General features: G+C 61.8%; 19 protein-coding genes. 14 read left to right on the forward strand and 5 right to left on the reverse strand.

The genetic code is table 11. From position 1 onward, the window contains the following. Positions 1–13: 13 nt before the first annotated feature. The 8 genes from JQ629_RS14990 (at position 14) to JQ629_RS15025 (ending at position 9541) form a co-directional block, all read left to right on the forward strand. Positions 14–682 (forward strand): hypothetical protein, encoded by a 669-nt coding sequence (locus tag JQ629_RS14990; protein WP_212413342.1) that lies wholly within the window; start codon positions 14–16, stop codon positions 680–682. Between the two features lie 80 nt (positions 683–762). Beyond that, positions 763–1650, forward strand: coding sequence for a class I SAM-dependent methyltransferase (locus JQ629_RS14995; RefSeq protein ID WP_212413343.1), 888 nt, complete (start codon positions 763–765; stop codon positions 1648–1650). Next, positions 1548–2621: a polysaccharide deacetylase family protein gene (locus tag JQ629_RS15000; RefSeq protein WP_212413344.1), complete on the forward strand. Its 1074-nt coding sequence runs from the start codon at positions 1548–1550 to the stop codon at positions 2619–2621. The genes JQ629_RS14995 and JQ629_RS15000 overlap by 103 nt, the downstream gene beginning before the upstream one ends. A 27-nt stretch (positions 2622–2648) precedes the next feature. Next, on the forward strand, positions 2649–4517 hold the full coding sequence (asnB, locus tag JQ629_RS15005; RefSeq protein WP_212413345.1) for an asparagine synthase (glutamine-hydrolyzing): 1869 nt from the start codon (positions 2649–2651) through the stop codon (positions 4515–4517). Further along, positions 4514–5773 carry a glycosyltransferase gene (locus tag JQ629_RS15010; protein WP_212413346.1) on the forward strand — a complete coding sequence of 420 codons (1260 nt, stop codon included), beginning with the start codon at positions 4514–4516 and terminating at the stop codon, positions 5771–5773. The genes asnB and JQ629_RS15010 overlap by 4 nt, the downstream gene beginning before the upstream one ends. Further along, on the forward strand, positions 5770–6867 hold the full coding sequence (wecB, locus tag JQ629_RS15015) for a non-hydrolyzing UDP-N-acetylglucosamine 2-epimerase (protein WP_212413347.1): 1098 nt from the start codon (positions 5770–5772) through the stop codon (positions 6865–6867). Before JQ629_RS15010 ends, wecB begins: the two co-directional genes overlap by 4 nt. A gap of 148 nt (positions 6868–7015) precedes the next feature. Further along, positions 7016–8338, forward strand: a complete 1323-nt coding sequence (locus tag JQ629_RS15020; RefSeq protein ID WP_212413348.1) for an O-antigen ligase family protein — start codon at positions 7016–7018, stop codon at positions 8336–8338. A 171-nt stretch (positions 8339–8509) separates the two neighbouring features. Further along, a complete protein-coding gene (locus JQ629_RS15025) occupies positions 8510–9541 on the forward strand; it encodes an MraY family glycosyltransferase (protein ID WP_212413349.1) in 1032 nt (343 codons plus the stop codon). 3 nt (positions 9542–9544) lie between these two features. On the opposite strand, the gene JQ629_RS15030 is transcribed toward JQ629_RS15025, so the two are convergent. From JQ629_RS15030 to rfaD, 4 genes are all read right to left on the reverse strand, one after another. After that, positions 9545–11479: an SDR family NAD(P)-dependent oxidoreductase gene (locus tag JQ629_RS15030; protein WP_212413350.1), complete on the reverse strand. Its 1935-nt coding sequence runs from the start codon at positions 11477–11479 to the stop codon at positions 9545–9547. A gap of 156 nt (positions 11480–11635) precedes the next feature. Next, positions 11636–12892, reverse strand: a complete 1257-nt coding sequence (locus tag JQ629_RS15035; RefSeq protein ID WP_212413351.1) for an O-antigen ligase family protein — start codon at positions 12890–12892, stop codon at positions 11636–11638. Continuing rightward, positions 12889–14361, reverse strand: a complete 1473-nt coding sequence (gene rfaE1, locus JQ629_RS15040) for a D-glycero-beta-D-manno-heptose-7-phosphate kinase (protein ID WP_212413352.1) — start codon at positions 14359–14361, stop codon at positions 12889–12891. Before rfaE1 ends, JQ629_RS15035 begins: the two co-directional genes overlap by 4 nt. A 20-nt stretch (positions 14362–14381) precedes the next feature. Beyond that, entirely contained in the window at positions 14382–15362 is a 981-nt protein-coding gene (rfaD, locus tag JQ629_RS15045; RefSeq protein WP_212413353.1) for an ADP-glyceromanno-heptose 6-epimerase, read from the reverse strand. 162 nt (positions 15363–15524) lie between these two features. On the opposite strand from rfaD, the gene waaF reads away from it, so the two are divergent. From waaF to JQ629_RS15070, 5 genes are all read left to right on the forward strand, one after another. Continuing rightward, a complete protein-coding gene (waaF, locus tag JQ629_RS15050) occupies positions 15525–16604 on the forward strand; it encodes a lipopolysaccharide heptosyltransferase II (protein ID WP_212413354.1) in 1080 nt (359 codons plus the stop codon). Positions 16605–16680: 76 nt separating this feature from the next. Then, positions 16681–17283 carry a D-sedoheptulose 7-phosphate isomerase gene (locus JQ629_RS15055; protein WP_212413355.1) on the forward strand — a complete coding sequence of 201 codons (603 nt, stop codon included), beginning with the start codon at positions 16681–16683 and terminating at the stop codon, positions 17281–17283. Continuing rightward, positions 17280–17822, forward strand: a complete 543-nt coding sequence (locus tag JQ629_RS15060; RefSeq protein ID WP_212413357.1) for a D-glycero-alpha-D-manno-heptose-1,7-bisphosphate 7-phosphatase — start codon at positions 17280–17282, stop codon at positions 17820–17822. Before JQ629_RS15055 ends, JQ629_RS15060 begins: the two co-directional genes overlap by 4 nt. A 132-nt stretch (positions 17823–17954) precedes the next feature. After that, a complete protein-coding gene (locus tag JQ629_RS15065; protein ID WP_212413358.1) occupies positions 17955–18503 on the forward strand; it encodes an NUDIX hydrolase in 549 nt (182 codons plus the stop codon). Between the two features lie 152 nt (positions 18504–18655). Continuing rightward, positions 18656–19108: a cupin domain-containing protein gene (locus JQ629_RS15070; protein WP_212413359.1), complete on the forward strand. Its 453-nt coding sequence runs from the start codon at positions 18656–18658 to the stop codon at positions 19106–19108. On the opposite strand, the gene JQ629_RS15075 is transcribed toward JQ629_RS15070, so the two are convergent. After that, positions 19086–20150 carry a glycosyltransferase family 4 protein gene (locus JQ629_RS15075; protein ID WP_212413360.1) on the reverse strand — a complete coding sequence of 355 codons (1065 nt, stop codon included), beginning with the start codon at positions 20148–20150 and terminating at the stop codon, positions 19086–19088. The two genes, JQ629_RS15070 and JQ629_RS15075, sit on opposite strands and share 23 nt — an antisense overlap. 130 nt (positions 20151–20280) lie before the next feature. On the opposite strand from JQ629_RS15075, the gene galE reads away from it, so the two are divergent. Further along, a complete protein-coding gene (gene galE / locus JQ629_RS15080) occupies positions 20281–21294 on the forward strand; it encodes a UDP-glucose 4-epimerase GalE (protein ID WP_212268930.1) in 1014 nt (337 codons plus the stop codon). Positions 21295–21316: the final 22 nt, after the last annotated feature.

Below are 21316 nucleotides of genomic sequence, written 5' to 3' on the forward strand. Positions count from 1 at the left end.
CGGGACCATACACGTGCAAGCCTACAAGAATGCGCAAGAAACGCCGGCTAATCTCGGCCTCGATCAACCGGTCAAGAATGTCCTGGTGATCATTCCCGGTTATGCCGCAGCGACCAGCCGCATTGGCGAGGGAAGCGCGTTGCTCTCGGCAGTCGGCTGGCTCTGGCGCGCCTTGACCACAGGGAATTACAAGTCGTTCGTGCAGCAGTACCGCGATTACTATGCGAACCCGCGCTCAAGCGCCTATATGGCCGGGGCCATCGGTGAACTGATCGGCAAGGCGCTGCCGGACGCGCGGGTGGTTCTGGCATGCCCTGCGCAAGACGATTGCCCCTCGTCCTGGGCGGCCCAGCGGCTCCCCCTCCCCGCCGCACGATCGGATTACAGCGACGTGGTCAAATCGCTTGGAACCGGGGTGACGTTCGATGCCGCTATCCTCGCCCATCATGATGCGTTGGGACTTGGACTCTACCCGGTTGAACAGGCGCTGCTGGCCCAGTTCAGGGACGTATTCGTCATCAACGGGCGACGACGGGTCTACCGGCTCGACCAGCCGGCACAGCAGGCCCATAAGCTCCGCCGCTTCCTGGCGCAGACTCGTTTAGCCGAACTTCTGATGAGCTATCGCATTGATTTATTGACATTTTTTCTGAAATGGAGCAATCAGCCCCGAAAGTCGTAGGGACGGTCACCGCCATTGCGCGAAAACCCAATCTCGCGCAGAAACCCAGTGACCTAGAACCCATCCATATCCGCGGTATCATGGAACAAACCGGCATCAAGGGCAGAATTCGCGACTGGTGGGCAAACGCGCCGATGACCTATGCCGAGCGGCATGGCGACGTTGAGTACACCCGGCCGGACGGCACCAAGGAAAAAGTCGCACTCGGCAGCCGGCGATTTTACGAAGTGGCTGATGAGCGCTTCTACTCCTGGAATACGCAGCTTCATTTGCCGGATCAGCCCTTTGGCCGGATGTTTCCCTACGACCGCTATCGCGGCAAGCGCGTGCTGGAAGTTGGATGCGGCATGGGATGCATGGCTATGAACTGGGCCAGGAACGGCGCGGACATGACCGCCGTCGATCTCAATCCGGTGGCGATCCAGCAGACGCGGCAGCGGTTCGAGCTTTTTGGCCTCAAGGGAGCCATCAACGAGGCCGATGGAGAACTGCTTCCATTTGAAGACGCGACATTCGATTACGTCTACTCATGGGGTGTGTTGCATCACTCGCCCAACACCAAACAATCGATTGCCGAACTGCTTCGGGTTCTGAAGCCCGGCGGACAGGCCGGCGTCATGCTGTACCACCGCAATTCGATCCTGTTCGACTACACGGTGCGCTGGGTCGAAGGCTACATCAACATGGAGAACGAGTTTCTCGACGAGACGGAGCTCGCGAGCCGGTATGGCGACGGCGGCCGCGAGGAAGGCAATCCACATACATGGCCCGTCACCGAAGCTGAGGTCCGCGGCGACCTGTTCGCGCCGTACCAGAACGTCAACATCACCGTTCTCGGTGCCGACGTTCCTCCGATCTTGAACACGTGGCGGCCGAACTTCGCTTCGCGGATGGATCAAGAGAAGCTGGACGCGCTTGCTTCGCGCAAGGGATGGAGCCTTTGGATCACGGGAGACAAACCGTCGTGAGCAGCACAGGCGCATCTGCCATCGGGCGTCTCATGCGGCGGGTGCGGCTCGCGGCTACGCAACCTTCATCCGCGGTCGCGCGACTGAAACAGATCGCTGGCAACGGCCGTACTTCAACGCCAAATGATCTCGCCTCCACGCCAAATGAGCTTGCGGTCTTTGAACGATATGCGAGCCATGCCGCGTCCCTCGGACTAAGCAAGCCGCTGCTGTTTCTGTCCTTCGATTGCGACACCGATCTCGATCCTCCGGCAACCATCGAAGTCATGAAGCTTCTGGACAGCCTTGGGATCAAGGCAACGTTCGCGGTTCCCGGCGTGCAGCTCGAACGTGGCATCGACATCTATCGCGAAGTCGCGGAGCGCGGTTGCGAATTCATGAACCACGGACACCTGCCGCACGCGGAGTGGCGGGACGACCGCTATGTCGGCATCACATTTTACGAGAACATGCCGATCAGCGCGGTCGAAGCCGACATTCGCAAGGGCCACGAAACGGTGACGCGCCTGACCGGTCGGCCGCCGCAAGGATTCAGGGCTCCGCATTTCGGCCATTTCAAGCTGCCAGATCAACTTGCGCTGGTTCATCGGCTGGCGCATGAGCTGGAGTATCGCTATTGCTCGACGACACTGCCCGAATATGCGTTGATCCACGGCCCCGCACCGCTCGTCGATCAGGTTGTCGAGCTGCCGGCATTCGGATCCGTCAGGGCGCCGACCTCCATCCTGGACTCATGGACGCATCTTTCCGACCGCAAGGACTATGCTCTGGCGCCAACCTACGCCGAGTTCATGATTGAAACGGTCGACAAACTACTCACCGAAAAAATGCCTGCGTTGCTGACCTGGTATGCGGACCCGGCGCACGTAGCCGGACAGGAGCCGTTCGAACGGGCGATGAAGCATGTCGCATCGAAGGGCATTCGAAGCCTTTCTGGCAGCGAGGCAGCTGCACTCGGCCGCGTCGGCTGATGACCAGCAAACGAGAATGACCCGCTGATGTGTGGAATCGCCGGCTGGTTCAGCACCACTGCATTGCCCGAGCCTGAAAGTCAGACACGTCTGAAGGCGATGTGCGACGCCATCGCGCATCGCGGCCCCGATGACGACGGCTATTTCGTCGAGGACCACGTCGCGCTCGGCATGCGGCGGCTCTCGATCGTCGATCTGCAGGGCGGACACCAGCCGATGACGAGCGCCGATGGCGCTATTCAGCTCGTCTTCAACGGCGAGATTTTCAACCACGCGCAGCTTCGCCTTTCCCTGCAGGCGCGCGGCGTTCGATTCCACACCAGCAGCGATACCGAGGTCATTCTCAGGCTCTATGAAGAGCGCGGAATGAAAGCCTTCGACGAGCTGAACGGAATGTTCGCCGTGGCCATTTTCGACGCGCGCGACCATTCGCTGCTGCTCGTGCGGGATCGCCTCGGCGTCAAGCCGCTGTACTATTCCTGGGACGGACGGCAATTGATCTTTGCTTCCGAAATCAAGGCGATCATCGCCGCGCTTGAAAAGCCGCCGGCCGTCAACCCTCAGGCAGTCTGGGACTACCTCACCTTCCGCTATGTGCCGGCGCCGCACACCATCTGGAGCGGCATCAGCAAATTGCTGCCGGCCCACCGCCTGAAGATAAGCCGGGGCGCGCCGCGACCATCGATCGAACGGTGGTGGTCGGTGCCGCGTCCGGCCAGGTCCGCGGCGGACGACGCAACGACCGTGGAACGTTTCGCCTCGCTGCTGCAGAATGCCGTGGATATCCGCATGCGAGCCGATGTGCCGGTCGGCATTCTCCTGAGCGGCGGCCTCGATTCAAGCGTCATCGCCGCAATGGCTGCGCCGTCGCATCCAAAGCTGTCGACGTTCTCCGTCGCCTTTGAAGGCGCAGACCACATCGACGAACGCAAGTGGGCCCATCTCGTCGCCACCCAGCTTCAAACCGACCATCAGGATATCGTCATCGGCAGAAAGGAGTTCACCGACTTCCTGCCAGACTTCGTGTATTACACCGACGAGCCTCTCGCCGATCTCGCCTCGATACCGCTCTATTACGTCTGCAAGCTGGCGCGCGGAAACGTCAAGGTCGTGCTGTCGGGTGAAGGAAGCGACGAAGTTCTGGGTGGCTACAGCTTCGATGTCTGGGCGCAGCGTTGGGACGAAGCCGCCAGCGCCAACAATCTCTATCAGCGCGCGCTGAGAGCCGTCGGCGCCCGGTCCAATCACACGTTCGATCAGGGCCTGCTCGATCTGCGACAAGCCGTGCAGCCACTGACCATGACGTCATACATGACCAGCGAAGCAAAGCGTCAGCTTTTGCTTGATCAGGGCGACATGCAGGATAGCCTGGACGGAACTCGGGCGTTGCTGCGCGATTTCGGCCAGGCCTCGCCGCTTTCACAGGCCTTGTTCACCTATTGCCAGGACTGGCTCGTGGAAGACCTCCTGATGAAGGCCGACAAGATGTCGATGGCGAATTCGCTCGAATTGCGGACGCCCTTCCTGGATTATCGCGTGGTGGAAATGGCCTCCCGCCTGCCCGACCATTGGCGCGTCGGCCGCGAATCCGACGGACGCTATTCGACCAAGCGCATCTTGCGGCACGCGGCGGCGAAACTTGTGCCTTCCGAGATCATCACCCGTCCCAAGATGGGCTTTCCGGTCCCGGTCTACGATTGGCTGAGTAACGAGCTCAAGCCTCTTGCGCATGACTGTCTCTGCTCGGAGAGCGCGAAATTGCGGACATGGTTCAAGGCCGATGCCCTTGCCGGGCTGGTAGCGCGTGGCACCGCCATCGATGCAGCAAACGATGATCGTCACAGATTGTGGAACGCCATGATCCTCGAGCTGTGGTTCAGGCGGTGGAAGGCATGAACTCGCTCCTTGCAGTCTCCTGGACGATGCCACCGATCGTGCTGCCCCGATCTATACAGATCGCGCGCACGCTAAAGGCGCTTGGCCCTCTCGGCTGGCAATCGGAAGTGATCAGCACGACCGTGGCCTCCAACGTCGGCGCGAACATCGACGAGGAATTTGCCAAGCTCTACCTCGGCGCCTATCGCCAACATTATATCGAGCACCGCGAGAGTGTGGCCGCCAGTTCAGCCTGGCGCCGGCTCCAAAGGCGCTATCGTCCACCCGCCAATTTGGACGAAGCGAACTGGATCGAGCGATCGACCAGATACATCATCCGGCAACTCAAGCAGCAGAAATGCGATGTCCTCGTCACCTTCGCCCAACCCTGGATCGATCACTCGATCGGGCTGGAGGTGCGGCGGCGCCGCCATGTACCCTGGCTCGCGCATTTCAGCGACCCCTGGGTCGACAGCCTGTACTACGACTCCAGCGTGCCCGAAATTGCCAGCAAACTGGAGGTCTGGCGGGAACAGGAACGCAAGATCATCGAGACGGCTGACATCGTGGTGTTCGTCACGCAGCAAACTGCTGATCTTGTGATGCGGAAATATCCACCGCTCTTGAGCCGCAAGGTACGCGTCGTTCCGCATGGATTCGACCGCGACACGCTGGCTTCTCCTGCTGTTGCCAACCGCTCGACCGAACTGCGGGTCATGTACACCGGCAATATCTATGCAGGTACCCGCCACCCGGTCTACCTGTTCGAGGCCGTGGCAGAAATGAACGCCAGGTCGCCGCTGGCCGGGCGCCTGCGTCTGGATTTCTACGGACACTGTCCGCCTGAGGTCGCCGCCAAGGTGACGGAATTAGGTATCGGATCCATCGTCACTTTTCACGGAACGGTTGGATATCTCGACAGTCTGCGCTACGCCGCCGAAGCTGACCTCCTGCTGTTGATCGACGCACCATCCGATTTGAGCGTCTTCCTGCCCAGCAAGATCGTCGACTATCTCATGCTGAAAAAGCCCATTCTCGCGCTGACGCCGTCCGAGGGCGCGTCAAGAGACGTGCTTTCGCCACTTGGACACTTTGTCGTTGCACCGACCGACAAATCTGCAATGATTGACACGCTGACAGGTATCATTGCCAGACATGACCAGGGCCAGCCGTTGGCAACACTCAAGGACGACGTCGATGCTTTCGATATCAAACAGACGACGCGGCTGTTTGACAAAGCCCTTCGCGACGCGATGGCTGTGAGCAAACAACGATGATAAATGCCCATATCGTCGTCGGGGCGAGACCCAACTTCATGAAAGTCGCGCCGCTTTTCCGCGCGATGTCGCACGAGAACTGGATCAAGCCGGCGCTGATCCACACCGGCCAACACTACTCCGAGAACATGTCGGACGCCTTTTTTTCCGACCTCGGCCTGCCACCGCCCGCCTTCAATCTCGCCGCACGCGGCGAAACCCATGCCCGGTCGACTGCCGCGATCATGGTTGCCTATGAAGACCTGCTCCTCGCCGGCAAACCCGACTGGGTGATCGTCGTGGGCGACGTCAATTCGACCCTGGCAGCCGCGCTTGCCGCAAAGAAGCTGAATCTTCCGGTCGCACATCTGGAAGCCGGGCTGCGCAATTTCGACCGGACGCTGCCGGAAGAGATCAACCGTATCGTCACCGACAGCATCAGCGACCTGTTGTGGGCGCCGTCCGAGGATGCCAGCGACAATCTCAAGCGGGAGGGCATCGACCCCTCCAAGATCGACCTCGTCGGCAATATCATGATCGACAGCTATCTCATGCTGAAAGAGACGATATCACGGGCGGCTTCCGCCAGGTGTATCGGCGTTACCGAAGAGAAATACGTCGTCGTCACGCTGCATCGTCCGGCCAACGTCGACGACACCGTTATGCTGACGCGGATAGCTGAGGCGCTTCAACAACTCGCGCCCTCGACCAATATTGTGTTTCCGGTGCACCCGCGCACCCGCGCGAAACTGGAAGCGGCAGATCTGATCGGGCGACTGCAGCACCCCAACATTCGCCTGATCGAACCCATGGGTTATGTCGACTTTATGAGTCTCGTCTTCAGTTCGGCACTGGTGATCACGGATTCCGGCGGCATCCAGGAAGAGACGTCATTCATCGGTATTCCCTGCCTGACGCTGAGGAGCAACACCGAACGCCCTGTCACGATCACCCACGGCACCAATCAGCTTGTGACTCCCGAGACCCTGCTGGGCGCAGCAACAGCTGCGATGGGCGCGGGGCCACGGCGTCCATCCAACATCCCGCTTTGGGATGGCCATACCGCGTCGCGCGTGGTTGCCAGCCTTGCCCGGCATTGCGGGGTAAAACCGTAGCCGGGGAACGGCGCATCCCGGATGCGACCGCCAGGATGATCTCGTTGGCGCCAGGATATGACTTCATCATCGAACTTGCCGAAAGCGCAAGAAGGGCTGCACAACACTTGAGTTTTCGTATCTCAAATAATTACTGAGACCGCTCCCCATGTTGGTCAACTACAATACACGCCGGTTTACGGAAGTGACGGCGGCAATTGTTACGACGGCGACATTCGCAAAAACGTTCATTCCGTTTTATCTGGTCGGCTCGACACCCATTTTTGCCGCAACATGCGCGATCGGTGCGACGCTCGTCGCCGCCCGCTGGCGCGCACTAGGCGATATGGCAGGTTCGGTCCGTGACCTTCTTCTGATTCTGATAACCTTCTATGGTCTGGTGACCATCAATTTCCTGGTTCAATCCCGGTCGGCCGTTCCGATAACCCACCTGATCGGGATCCTGAGTTTCCATGGACTATTCTTGATTTTTGGCTTCGCAGCCGCGCGCGCCCTGAACGCAGTTCTTTTGATGCTGCTTGGCGCCGCGGCGATATATTTGATGGTGATCGCCCAATACGCCATCCGATCCGGCGACCTCATGCAGGGCGGCGTCATTCATGACGTATTTGGTGTTGGCAGCGCGGATATTTATCTCGCCTTGCACCAGAACATTGGACAAGTACTCGGGGCGGCCGCGATTGCCGCGGTCGGACTGAGCCGTCATCGAACGATACGAATTGTCGCCGTGGTGGCGTTGCCATTTGCCTTGGCTTTCTTGTTTCACATCGCCGCCAGAGGCGCGCTCATTGCGCTCATTTGCAGTCTCGCTTTTCTCGCCGCTGCGGAGTTGTGGGTTCGTTCAAGAAAGCATGCGCTGGTCGGCTTGACGCTGGCGATGATCACCGTCGCGGCGGCATCGGGTTGGTTCTATCAGCGGGCATTTCAAGGCCAGAACGTCGACCCCAAGGCCGGCGACGCGATTTCCCGTACCATTCGGGAAATTCAGGATCCGAATCCGGGCTTCCGCACGCAGATCTGGACACGGACGGCAAACAGCATAGTGGCGGAACCTGATCGGCTGCTGTTCGGTCGCGGGATCGGCATGTTCCCGGTGAATGAAGGAATTGGCGCACCCGATTGGCTGCTGCGCAAGGCTGAAGGATCCAAGCATTACCCGCATAATGTGTACCTCGAAATGCTCTATGAAGCGGGGATTGCCGGCCTGCTGCTCTTCACCATTCTCACCCTGTTGCCGATCGGCATTTCCCTGAAGTTCTGGCGCGCGTTGTCGGTCTCGGAAAAGTCCGCTGTGTCCCTCTATATATTCTGCCTGGTAAGCGCCGCACTTTCCGGCGGCTTCGCGTTCTCCTACGCTTTTCAGTTTTTCCTCGCACTTGTGGTGGGAGTTATCGCCCTGAAACGCATGGACATGGCCTCGGTTTCAGATCGGCCGCCTCCCCGGCAGCAGGCCCATACCTCGGCAATCTGAACGCGTGCGTGGTCAGGGTTGTTCGACCAGCGACGCCTGCGTCATCGAAAATCGCCTGAATTTGTCGCGTCGCCTTCTATCCGATACCCCCTTGAAATTCATATTCTCCTGGCCCGGCTCACCTGCTAGGTCATCGATACCGAAAATCGGACAATCGCCAGTTATGCTCCTATGACCGTCCTTGCACTAACCACATCGCTGGCAATCGCGGCCACGGCCGCGGTGATATGTGCGATGCTGATTGTGGCGCTGCGTCCCCTGCTGCAGCGCTACGCGCTCGCAAGGCCGAATGCGCGATCGTCGCATGTAACGCCGACGCCCCAGGGCGGGGGCTGCGCCGTCATTGCCGCTACCGCCATCGGTGCGGCATTGACAGTTTTGTCTGGCTCGAACGCTTCCGGAACGGCCATTCTGATCGTGCTTGCTGCAGCTTTCTGCCTCGCTGCCGTAGGCATGGTCGACGATCTTCGCCCGATCCCGGTGATTCCCCGCCTGACGCTTCAACTGGCCGTGGTCGTGGTGCTGTTCACGGCCCTTCCGCCACAAATCCGGTTCTTCGAGATCATCCCCGTTGCGATCGAGCGGGCATTCATCGTGCTGGGGATGCTCTGGTTCATCAATCTCGTCAATTTCATGGACGGTCTTGACTGGATGACGGTTGCCGAGATGGCTCCGATCACCGTCGCGCTCGGTGCGATCGCGCTCCTGGGTGAGGCTCCTGCGGACATCCTGCCGATCGCGCTGGCGCTCGCAGGCGCCCTGTTGGGATTCGCGCCATTCAACCGGCCGGTGGCCAAACTGTTCCTCGGCGACGTCGGCAGCCTGCCGATCGGCCTGCTCACCGGCTGGTGCCTGCTTGAGCTGGCATCCCGTCAACACCTCGCCGCGGCCATTTTGCTTCCCCTCTATTATCTGTCCGATGCGACCATCACCTTGTTCTGGCGGCTGGCCAAAGGCGAACGGTTCTGGGACGCTCATCGATCGCACTTCTATCAGCGCGCGACGGATAACGGGTTCAGCGTCACGCAGGTCGTCGGCCGCGTGTTCCTGCTCAACCTCGCCTTGGCTGGCCTGGCGATGACGACGATCGCCGCCTCCTCAAGAAGCATCGATCTGACGATGCTGGCGCTTGGAGCTTTCGGTGTTGCGGCCGTCCTGTTTCAGTTTTCGCAGGCGCGCGTTGCGCAGACAGGCCAGCGCTAGCGGTCAAGCCGCGGTCGATCCGAATTCGGGCACCGCGTCCTTGAGCACCGCCCAGATGGTGGCACGATCATCCCTCGCGATCGCTTCGTCGAGTATTGCGAGCCACTTGCGCAGCACCTGCATCGGCGGCTCGTTGGGCTTGGCGGCCATGATGCCGGCCACACCGATCTCGATGGTCGGCTCCTCGCTGGCGAACAGGATTTCGTTCAGCCGTTCACCCGGCCGCATTCCGCTAAAGACGATTTCGATGTCGTAACCGGGCTGCAGGCCGGACAGCCTTATCATGCGCTCGGCGAGATCGACGATCTTCACCGGTTGTCCCATGTTGAGCACATAGACCGAAACATCGGGACGTGCCGGCGTCATCGCATGCGTCGCGGCCGTGAGCACCAGATCGCAGGCCTCGCGGATGGTCATGAAGTACCTGACCATGTCCGGATGGGTGACCGTGACCGGACCGCCCGCCTCGATCTGCGCCTTGAACTTCGGCACGACAGATCCGTTCGACGCCAGCACGTTGCCGAACCGCACGGAAATCAGCCGCATCCGCGGCTTGCCGTCCGACTGCGTCGCCAGGTCATGGTCCAGCGCCTGGCAGTACATTTCGGCAAAGCGCTTGGTCAGGCCCAGCATCGAGACCGGCTCGATCGCCTTGTCGGTCGAAATCATCACCATCGCCTTGGCGCCGGCGGCCAGCGCCGCGTCGGCAACATTGACCGAGCCGAAGATGTTGGTCTTGACCCCCTCGCTCCAGTCGCGTTCGAGGATCGGCACATGCTTGAGCGCGGCGGCGTGGAACACGATATCCGGCTTGAACTCGCTCATCAGGCGCATGATCCGCTCGCGATCCCGGATATCGGCGATCCGGCCGTCGATCTGCGCAGCGGTCCCGCTCTCGACCAGCGATTCGGTGATCGCATAGAGCGCCGGTTCCGAATGCTCGATCACCAGCAGCCGCGCGGCGCCGAACGTCGTCACGCGTTCGCAAATTTCCGAACCGATCGACCCGCCGCCACCGGTCACGATGACGGATTTGCCCTTCACCAGGGTTTCGAGACGCGCGTAGTCGATGGTCTCGCTCGGACGCAGCAGCAGGTCCTCGACGGCAACCGTGGTCAGCCGCGGCGTTTCTCCGCTTTCCAGCGACGGCAGCCGGCTGACGATCATGCCGAGCCGGCGGGCGCGCATCAGGACCGCCTCGGGCCTCGCTTCCGGCTCGAACGCCGATGGCGCCATCACGAGGCGGGCGATCGGCTTGCCGCGCGCCTCGAAATCGCGAATCACATCCTCGATGTCGTCGATGCCGCCGAGCACGGGAATGTTGCGGATCAACTGCCCGCGATCAGCCGGCGACGGCGACAACACGCCGACCGGCCAGATGCGTTTGACGGCGCCACTCTCGATAGCGCGCAGCAGAATCTCGGCGTCCGCAGCGCGGCCGACCAGAAGTGCCGGCGAAGCGTTCTCGGCCTTCGCATGAAGTCGCGCGCGCGTGTAACGAAAATACCGATAGGCGAACCGCAATCCGCTCAGGAAGAACACCTCGAGAAACCAGTAGAGGATGATGGTGATCTTGCCGATAAAGAACGCACCCGGCACGTTCGGCGCGACCGGCATGCCAAGGACGTTCGGCGCAACGAACACGTAGTCGAGCACCACGAGCGCGAGCGTCAGGATCGTCGCCGCGCGCAGGATGTTCAACGCATCCGGCAGCGAAATGAACCGCCATTTCGTCGTGGTGAGATGGGAGAAGTAGCAAACGACAACGCTGAATACGACGAAAAAAGGCAGTATGCGCAGCAGCAACGGCAGGCGATCGTAGAACATGTCGCCTTCGAACCGGAGATAGAAGCTGGCAAACAACGCTGCGCCGGTCGCAAGCGCATCATGCGTTGCGATCAGCAGGTTCCGCAGCGTTAATTTGGAAAGACGCATCATGCTCTTGATCAACTAAACCTGTCCCGCAACGTCAAACCCCGCTGATAGCTCATCTCGATCACCCAAACCAGCGTTTACGGCCGGTGCCCGATCCCTGAATCGCTGACCTGTCAGCCTGTGGACGCCGGCATCGCGCTTCCGCCCCTGGTATCGACCCTAAGTATCCTTGGCCCTCAGTATCATGCCGCCGGCCACTCCGACACCCAGCACGTACATCCAGCCCTCGTGGAAATCGAACAGATGCGAGTTGAACAATGAGCTGAAGAAGTTCTGCAGGACGACCATGAGGCCGATCCAGGCCACCAGGCCTTCGCCACGAAACAACAGCAGGTGCACCAGCCACATCGCATACAAGAGGACGACCCCGACGGAACCCCATTGGACCGCGACGTTAAGCGTCTGGTTATGCGGATTTCCGATTACCTCGCCCTGGGCAAGTCCCGCGGGACCGGTGGCGGCGGCCTCGAACAGCCTCCGCGTCGATCCGGTCCCGTGTCCAATGATCGGCGCCTCGGCAAAAAACCGCAGCGACTTCTCCCAGAATACCAGCCGCAAGCCGAGCGACGTCGGCTGGTTGAGTTCCTTGTACAACCGGTAATCTCGCGCGAACCTGTCCGTCGTCGCCTGCAACTGGGGCGACGCGATCCACGCCAGCCCGCCCAGCACGATCGTGGTCAGGAACAGGATGACGTTGGTCCGCCATTTCAGGTGCATCAGCGCGAATACCGCGAGCATGACCGGCATGGTGACGAGCGCGGTGCGCGACACGATGACGAACGCCATGTTGGCGAGCAGGCTTGCCGCAATCGAGATCAGCAGCAATGCCTGCCAGAACTTCTTGTCCCGCAACAGTGTGATGACGGGATAAGCGAGTACGACCGCGCACAGTGCAAATTCCTGGCTCTGGTCGATGTAGTTCTTGACGAAAATACCGCGGTCGGCCCCCTCCGGTTTGAGCGTCAGGCCGGGATATATCAGGACCAGCCAGGACATCACCATCAGCAGCGCGCAGGAGACCAGAAAGGCGACCAACACCCACATGCCGCGCGCCGAGCGTTCGAAATGATAGAACAGCAGCGGCAGCACAAGGAGCTTCGTTGCGGGACTGAGGGCGTACCTGCGCACGTCCCATGGCGCGTCGGACCAAAGCGTCCCGACCAGCGCCAGCAGAAACAGCGCGATCGGCAACGCGCAGATCGGCCGCTTCAGCGATTGCAGAAAAAGCCTCAAATCGAGCGTCGGCGCGACCGCCAGCAGCCAGATCACAGCAAAGATGCCGACCAGCGAGGTTGACCAGGGCAGCGAGAACGCGATCAGCACCGCGAAAATATCGGCAGCTTTCACCCACCAGGCGGGATCGCGCCAGACCGGCAGCGCCTGGCCTCCCGGCGAAGTGGCCGTCTTGGCGTTCACGCTGCGCCCCCGCGGGCGCGGTCGACCAGCGAGGTCGTAGAGTGTCCGGGCAGGATATCGATCAGCAGCACCTCGCCGCCGCAGGCCTCGACGACCTCGTAGCCGACGACCTGCTCGCGGGTATAGTCGCCGCCCTTGACCAGCACGCTCGGCTTCACGCGCGTGATCAGGTCGATCGGCGTGTCCTCCTCGAAGATCGCGACGAGATCCACCGCCTCCAGCGCCGCCAGCACTTCGGCGCGCGCGCGTTCGTCCTGCACCGGGCGCCCCTCGCCCTTCAGCCGCTTGACCGAGGCGTCGCTGTTCAGTCCGACGATCAGGCGGTCGCAGGCGCCGCGCGCCGCGGTCAGCACTTTCACGTGGCCGGGATGCAGAATGTCGAAACAGCCATTGGTGAAACCGACGCGCAGGCCCTGTTTGCGCCATTCCGCCAGATGAACATCGAGGTCGCCGCCGGCCGCCACGATTTTTTCCTCGGCCGCCAGCGACGCATGCGGCAGGATCTTTCGCCGCAGTTCGGCCGGGGTGACAGTGGCGGTGCCCTTCTTGCCGACCGCAACGGCGGCCGCGGCATTCGCCATCCGCAGCGCCGTTTCCCAATCGGCGTTGGCGGCGAGCGTCAGCGCCAATACGGCGGCGACCGTGTCGCCGGCGCCGGAGACGTCGCGCACCTTCACCGGAAGCGCCGGCACATGAATCGCCTCTCCGCCGCGAACGACCAGCGTCATGCCGTGTTCGCTTTGCGTCACCAGCATGGCTTCGCAATCGGCCAGGTACATCGCATCCTGGGCCGCAGCGGCAATGCCCTGTTCGGTGTCGGCGCGGCTGCGGGTCGCTTCGGCGAACTCCTTGCGATTGGGCGTCAGCAGCGTCGCACCGCGATAGATCGCCAGATTGGCGCTCTTGGGATCGACGATCACGCGCTTGCCGAGCTTCTTGGCGGCGTCGATGACATTGCGGATCACCCGCGCCGTCAGCACGCCCTTGGCGTAGTCGGACAGCAGCACGATGTCGGCACGGGCGAGCTGCGGCAGGATGGCGTCGATCAGCTTTTGCTCAATGTCGGGCGCCGCCGGCTGCGCCAGCTCCCAATCTGCGCGCAGCATATGGGTCGAAAAATGCTCGGAGACGAAACGCACTTTTCGCGTTGTCGGCCGGTTGGGATCGGACACCAGCACGGCCTCGATCCGGGTCTCACGCGAAAGCTCCGTCCGCAGTTTCGCGCCCGCTTCGTCTTCGCCGATCAATCCCGCAAAGATGCAGCGTGCACCGAGCGAGGCGATATTGCGCGCCACATTGCCGGCGCCGCCGACATTGGTCTCGCTGCGCTGGACCGCAATGACGGGCGCGGGCGCCTCAGGCGAAATCCGCGAGACCTCGCCATATATGAACTCGTCCAGCATGAGATCGCCGACGCACAGCACGGTCCGGCTGGCAATGGCATGCGACAGGGCGTCAAAATCAAACATATGGTCTTACCTGTGGCCCGTCAGCGGAAGCGGTCGGTGCGGTCGAGGAAACCCTTCACGTAGGCGTCGACCGCGTCCTCCAGCGCCGTGAAGCCGCCGTTATAGCCGGCGTGCTGCAGCCGATCGACTTCGCTCTGGGTGAAATATTGATAGCTGCCGCGAATCTGTTCGGGCATGTCGATATACTCAATGTTCGGTTTGGCGCCGAGCGCGGCGTAGGCCGCGAGCATCAGGTCGCGAAAGCTGCGCGCGGTGCCGGTTCCGACGTTGAACAGACCGCTGACACCGGGCGTCGCCAAGAGCCACATCATCACGCGAACGACGTCGTCGACATAGATGAAATCGCGGCGCTGATCGCCGTCCGCAATGCCTTCGCGGTGCGACTTGAACAATTGCACGGGGCGACCGGCCTTGACGTCGTCGAAGCGCCGCGCCAGCACGCTCATCATCGTGCCTTTATGATATTCATTGGGCCCGAACACGTTGAAGAATTTTAGCCCGGCCCATTGCGGCGGCAACCGCTCGCCGTGCGCGGCGCGTTCGGCCACCGCCATGTCGAACAGATGCTTGCTCCAGCCGTACAGATTCATCGGCCGAAGTTTTTTCAGGTTTTCCACGGACTGGTCATCGCGAAAGCCTCGCTCGCCGTCGCCATAGGTCGCCGCTGACGACGCATAGATCAGCGGCGTCGCATTCGCGGTGCACCAGTCGAGCAGCCGCATCGACAGCCGGAAATTGGTTTCGATGACGAGATCGCCGTCGGTCGCGGTCGTCTCGGAAATGGCCCCGAGATGGATCACGGCGTCAAGCCGCCGGCCCTTCAACCACTCCATCAGTTCCGCCGGCGGAACGAAGTCGGCAAGCTGGCGCTTGGCCAGATTACGCCATTTGCCGTCATGGCCGAGGATGTCGCACACGGCCACGTCGGTGCGGCCCGCGTCGTTCAACGCGGCCACGACGTTCGATCCGATAAAACCGGCGCCACCGGTCACCAGTAACATGCCGTCCCCTGCCGTGATTGTGCGGCGCCAGCTTTGCCTCAGACGCGCCCGGCAGGCAACTTGGGTTGTGGGCCTTGGTGAAGACCGCGGGGACGACTTTACCTGCCGGTTAGGAGCGGTTACCTCCGAAGCCGGAAAAAGGCCGGGCGTCAGACACAAGATATGAATATAGATTCACAAATCGGGATCGCGATGGAGGATGCGGCCGACACCAGGCCGATCCTGATCATCCCGTATATGTGGATCGGCGACTTCGTCCGAGGCCATACGGTGGTGCGCGTCCTCAAGCAGCGCTGGCCGAACCGGCCGGTCGATTTGCTGGTGACCTCCCTTTGCGCCCCCCTGGTCGATTACATGCCGGGGGTCCGCGCCGGGATTGTCTGGGACCTGCCGCGCAGCCGGCTGGCGGTGGCCAGGCAGCAGGGTCTGGCCAGGGAATTGCGGTCGCGGGGCTATGCGACCGCCCTGGTCCTGCCCCGGACCTGGAAGGCGGCGATCGCGCCGGCGCTGGCCGGTATCCCGGAACGGGTAGGCTTCTTCGGCGAAGCCCGGTTCGGGCTGATCAACCGGATGCGCTGGGGCGAAAAAGCCCTGCCCCGCTTTATCGACAAGAATGCCGCGCTGGCGCTGCCCGATGGCGCGCCATTGCCGCCGGAATGGCCGGTGCCGCAATTGGCCGTGCCGCCCGAGGATGCCAGCCATTGGCGGCAGGCTAATGGGCTGGGTACGGGGCCTGCGGTGGCGCTGGGGCCGGGTTCTGTCGGTGCGTCCAAGCGCTGGACCTATTTCCCGGAAGCGGCCCGGCTGCTGGCAGAACGCGGCTTTGAGGTCTGGGTGGTCGGCGGTCCCGGCGAAAAGGCGCTGGCGCAGGAGATCGTGGCCGTCGGCGGACCTCGAATCCGCGACCTCACCGGGTCAGACCTGCGCAACGGAATCCTGGCGATGGCGGCGGCCAGCGTCGCCATCTCAAATGATTCCGGCCTGATGCACATTGCGGCCGCGATCGGCACGCCGACCATGGGCATTTTCGGGCCGACCAGCCCCTATCTCTGGGCGCCGCTGAACGGCCTGGCTGCGACGGTCCTGCAAACCAGATCGCAGCTCAGCTGCCAGCCTTGCCAGCGCACGGTCTGCACCATGAACGAGCATCGCTGCATGCGCGACATCCCGGCATCCGACGTGGTCGAGATCGTGCAGCGCGTGCTCGGCGAAGCCCGCGCGCGTGCGCAGCTCCCCCCGTGACCTTGCGCATGGACCGCACGATCAGTACCAAGACTTCCAAGGTAGAACTTGCGCGTTGCAACCCTGACGGTGCATTTTGAGCCAGAATTCGAAAGACCTGATCGCCGCCCACCTGAAAGAGTCGCTCGTCGCGCTCGAACGCGCCAACAGCGACGCGGCACTGCTGGCCGTCGCGCACGCCATTGCAGCCGCGATCATTGCGGCGCTGCGCGCCGGCAACAAGCTTCTGATCATCGGCAATGGCGGCAGCGCCGGCGACGCCCAGCACATCGCCGCCGAAATCGTCGGCCGCTACAAGCAGGACCGGCCCGGCTACGCGGCGATTGCGCTCACGACAGACACGTCGGCGCTGACCTCGATCGGCAATGATTACGGCTATGAACAGATTTTCGCCCGCCAGGTTGAAGGCCTCGGCGTGCGCGGCGACGTGCTGCTCGCGCTCACCACGTCGGGGCGCTCGCCGAACATCCTGACGGCATTGCGCAAGGCGCGCGAGCGCGGTCTTGTCACGGTCGGCTTCACCGGAGGCAAGGGCGCGGCCATGGGCGCGGATTGCGATCATCTGCTGGTGGCGCCGACCGACGACACACCGGTGGTGCAGCAGATCCATCTCGCGATGGGTCACGGCATCTGCGACGAGATCGAGCAGGCCATGATGCGCGAGGCCTCTCCGAAATGAGCGGCGCCGACCTCGCCCGCGCCATCCAGAAGCCCGCCGCCTTCCTCGACCGCGACGGGGTCGTCAACCATGACGACGGCTATGTCGGAACGCGGGAACGGATTCGCTGGATGCCGAATGTGGCAAAGGCGATCCGGCGGCTGAACGATGCCGGCTATTTCGTGTTCTTCTTCACCAACCAGGCCGGTATCGCCCGCGGTTATTTCACCGAAGCCGAACTCAACACGCTGCATGACTGGATGCGCGCCGAGCTCGCGGCGCAAGGCGCCGTCATCGACGATATCAGGTACTGCCCGCACCATCCGGAAGGCACCGTCGCCGGCTATCTCGAGAATCATCATTGGCGCAAGCCAAGCCCCGGCATGATCCATGATCTGATGGCGCACTGGCCGGTGCGTCAGGAGGGCAGCTTTGTCATTGGCGACCGCCCGACCGATATCGAGGCCGGGGCAGCCGTCGGCCTGCCGGGTTTTCTTTTTGCAGGCGGCGACCTCGATGCGTATGTCGCAGATATTCTAAGGCAGGTGTGCGCTGCGTGACTTGCTACCTTCCGAGGCTCCCCTCAGCATCGGATCGTTTCTACGGTAGTACCAAGTGGTATAGGGTCCAAACGCTTCCGGGCGACTGGCCAGTCAACCCAAACGACCATCTCACCAAGTGAGGAGGGTTTCTTGATTCTGCCCTGGACACTAATGTCGAGCGAAATGGTCTTCGACCACCGTTGGTATAAGCTCCGGCGAGACACCGTTAAATTACCTGACGGGCGCGTTGTTGACGATTACTTTGTCTCGCAGCGGCCCAGTGTGGCTATTGCGGTCCCGATCACAACAGAAAACAAGCTTATCCTTGTTCGGCAGTATAAGCATGGCGTGCAGGCAATCACGCTGGAATTCCCGGCCGGCACCTTTCGGTCGGAATCACCGGTGACGGCAGCAGCGCGGGAGCTCGAAGAAGAGACCGGCTATTCGCCGAGCAGCATGATGGACTTGGGAACCTGCTTTGACGATTCAAGCAAGAATTCGAATCTAGTGCATATTTTCCTTGCGAGCGGATGTCAGCTGACAGGAAAGCAACGCCTTGACGAGTTGGAAGCGGCGTCAGGAGTCGAAGTTGTATTAATGTCGCTGCAGGAAGTGATCAAGGCGCTCGAAGACGGAGAAATAAAATCCATGTCTTCAGTTGCCGCGGGCTACAAGGCGCTCCGCGCAATCGGAGCGTAAAGTCACGAAGGCAAGTATCGGCCGCTTGTGGCTAAATGGCCCTTCGCGGCATATTCCGCACGAGCTTGGTCGCTAACGGGGCGAAGCGGACTAGCCTCGCGTCACGCGCAACGGATTTACAGCTACACGGCCTAGCCGAAGAGGAATCGAACATGGCCGATCAACCACGCGGCGTTGGGCCGGAAGAAGCGCGGACGAAAGGCGTCTCGATCGAACATAACGAAATGCCAAACGGCGAATTTCGATTTCGCCTGAAGCACGACGATGGCACGGCCTATATCCGGACCGAGGCGACCGACAGCGGCGGCTGGCAAAAGAGCCACTATCACCGCAACGTTCGCGAAACCTATATCGTCCAGCGGGGCAGAATGGCGCTCGCCGAACTGGTCGAAGGCGCTTTGAAGATCCGCATATTCGGACCGAACGAGATATGCACTACCGAGCCGAACGTTTCGCACAACGTTTACATGTATCGCAATTCGGTCATTCACACCGTCAAGCACGGCGAGGCCGGCGATAGCGCCGACTGGTACTCAAATCCTCTTCTTGATGAGAAAACAGCTCATCTGGATGAATCGGACATCACGCGTTTGGAGACGAAATAGAAAGACCGCGATAAACCTCGGCGATCGCATTGGCTTCAGCTTCGAGACTAAACTTCTCCAGCACGCGCGCTCGCGCCCGCACCCCCATCGCCGCCGCCGAGGCAGGATCGCGCATCAGCGGTTCCAGCGCCGCCACCAAGGCATCAGCGTCGCCGGGCGGCGTCAGCACGCCGGTGACGCCGTCCTCGACCACGAATTCGGCCGCGCCCGCCCGCGACGCCACCAGCGCCGCGCCGGACGACATCGCCTCGATCAGCGTCAATCCAAAGCCTTCGTTGCGCGAGGTGAAGGCGTAGATCGTCAGCCGCTGATACCAGCGCTGCACTTCCTCGATCGCGATCTCGCCGGTAATGATGATTCGTGACTGCAGGCCGGCGGCCTCGATCTGCTTTTTCAGGCCATTCGCAAAGACCTGCTGCTCGGGCACAACAGCACCGACGATGACAGCCGTGAAGTCCGGATAGCGCGGCAGCAGCCGGCACATCGCCTCCACGAAGACGTCGCTGCCCTTTTGCGCGCGGACGCGGCCGAAGCAGCCGACCGCATAACGGCCCGGCAATCCGCTTTGCGCAAACGCCGCCGCGCGATCGGCCGGCGGCGCATAGTTGATAGTATCGACGCCATGCATCACGACCGTTGATTCACGTTTAAGGAAAGAGGCCGAGAGCGCGCTGGTGGCGATGATCGCGTCCATGCGCCGGATCAGCCATCGCGTCAGCGATTTATGATGCCGCTGCGCCGCCGACGTGAACACGAGCTTCAGCGGCCAGCCGAGCGCGCGCAACAACACGCCGGCAATCATTTCGTCGTTGCGCCGCGCGTGCCAGATCAGCGGCGTGCGGCGGCGCCAGAGCTTTGGCAAATCGCCGAACCCCATCCGCGCAATGCCGTCGGGGGCGTGGGAACCGAGCCATGCCGCGCGAAACATCCGGGCGAGTTTCGGCGCCACCATCCGGTTGGTTGCGGTGACGCCGGAATAGCGCCTGTGCAGATTCGGCACGATCAGCTGCAGATCATCGGCTGAATTGTTCTCGATCGGCACGTCCGGCTCCGTTTACGAGGGTTCCTATACGCAACATTAAGCATAGTGGCCAGTTCGCTCATGACGAAACCCACTCTTCACCGCGCCCCGGCTAGCATCGGCGGCAACAACTGGGAGAGAGGGTAAGCCCATGACCGTGCTTGTCACCGGTGGCGCCGGCTATATCGGAAGTCATATGGTTCACGCGCTGGCGGACGCCGGCGAAAGCGTCGTGGTGATCGACAATCTCTCCACCGGATTCTCCGCCTTCCTGCCCGAGGGCGTGCCGCTGTTCATCGGCGACGCCGGCGACGAAAACCTCGTCGAGGGCGTGCTGTCCCAGCACGGCGTCGAGAGCATCATCCATTTCGCCGGCTCCGTGGTGGTGCCGGATTCGATGCGCGATCCCCTGGCTTATTACCGCAACAACACCATGACGACGCGCAGCCTGCTGAACGCGGCCGTCAAGGGCGGCGTCAACCGCTTCATCTTTTCGTCGACCGCCGCCGTCTATGGCAATCCGGATGCTGTGCCGGTGCCCGAGCATGCGCCGACCCGGCCGCTGTCGCCCTACGGTTCTTCCAAGCTGATGACCGAACTGATGCTGCACGACGTCGCCGCGGCGCACGATCTGAAATATGTCGCGCTGCGTTACTTCAATGTCGCCGGCGCCGATCCGAAGGGACGCGTCGGCCTTGCCACCGTCGGTGCGACGCATCTTCTGAAGATCGCCGTCGAAGCCGCCACCGGGCAGCGCGCCAAGATCGACGTGTTCGGGACCGATTATCCGACGCCGGACGGCAGCTGCATCCGCGATTTCATCCATGTCAGCGACCTCGCGCAGGCGCACCTCGCCGCGCTGTCGTACCTGCGCAGCGGCGGCAGTTCGGTCACGCTGAACTGCGGCTATGGCCGCGGCTATTCGGTGCTGGAGACCATCGAGGCGGTGCGCCGCGTCGCGATGCGCAATTTCGCGGTTCAATACGCGCCGCGCCGGCCCGGCGACATCATGACCATGGTCGCCGACACCAGCCGCATCCGCGCCACGCTGGACTGGACGCCGCAATATGATGATCTCGAGACCATCGCCACCCACGCGCTGGCCTGGGAAGAGCGGCTGTTCCACGAGCGCGGCGGCCTCGGCCGGCAAGCGGAATCGGCGTAAAATCAAGCTCTTATTTGGCTTG

It is taken from the genome of Bradyrhizobium sp. AUGA SZCCT0222 (assembly GCF_018130205.1).
GTDB lineage: Bacteria > Pseudomonadota > Alphaproteobacteria > Rhizobiales > Xanthobacteraceae > Bradyrhizobium.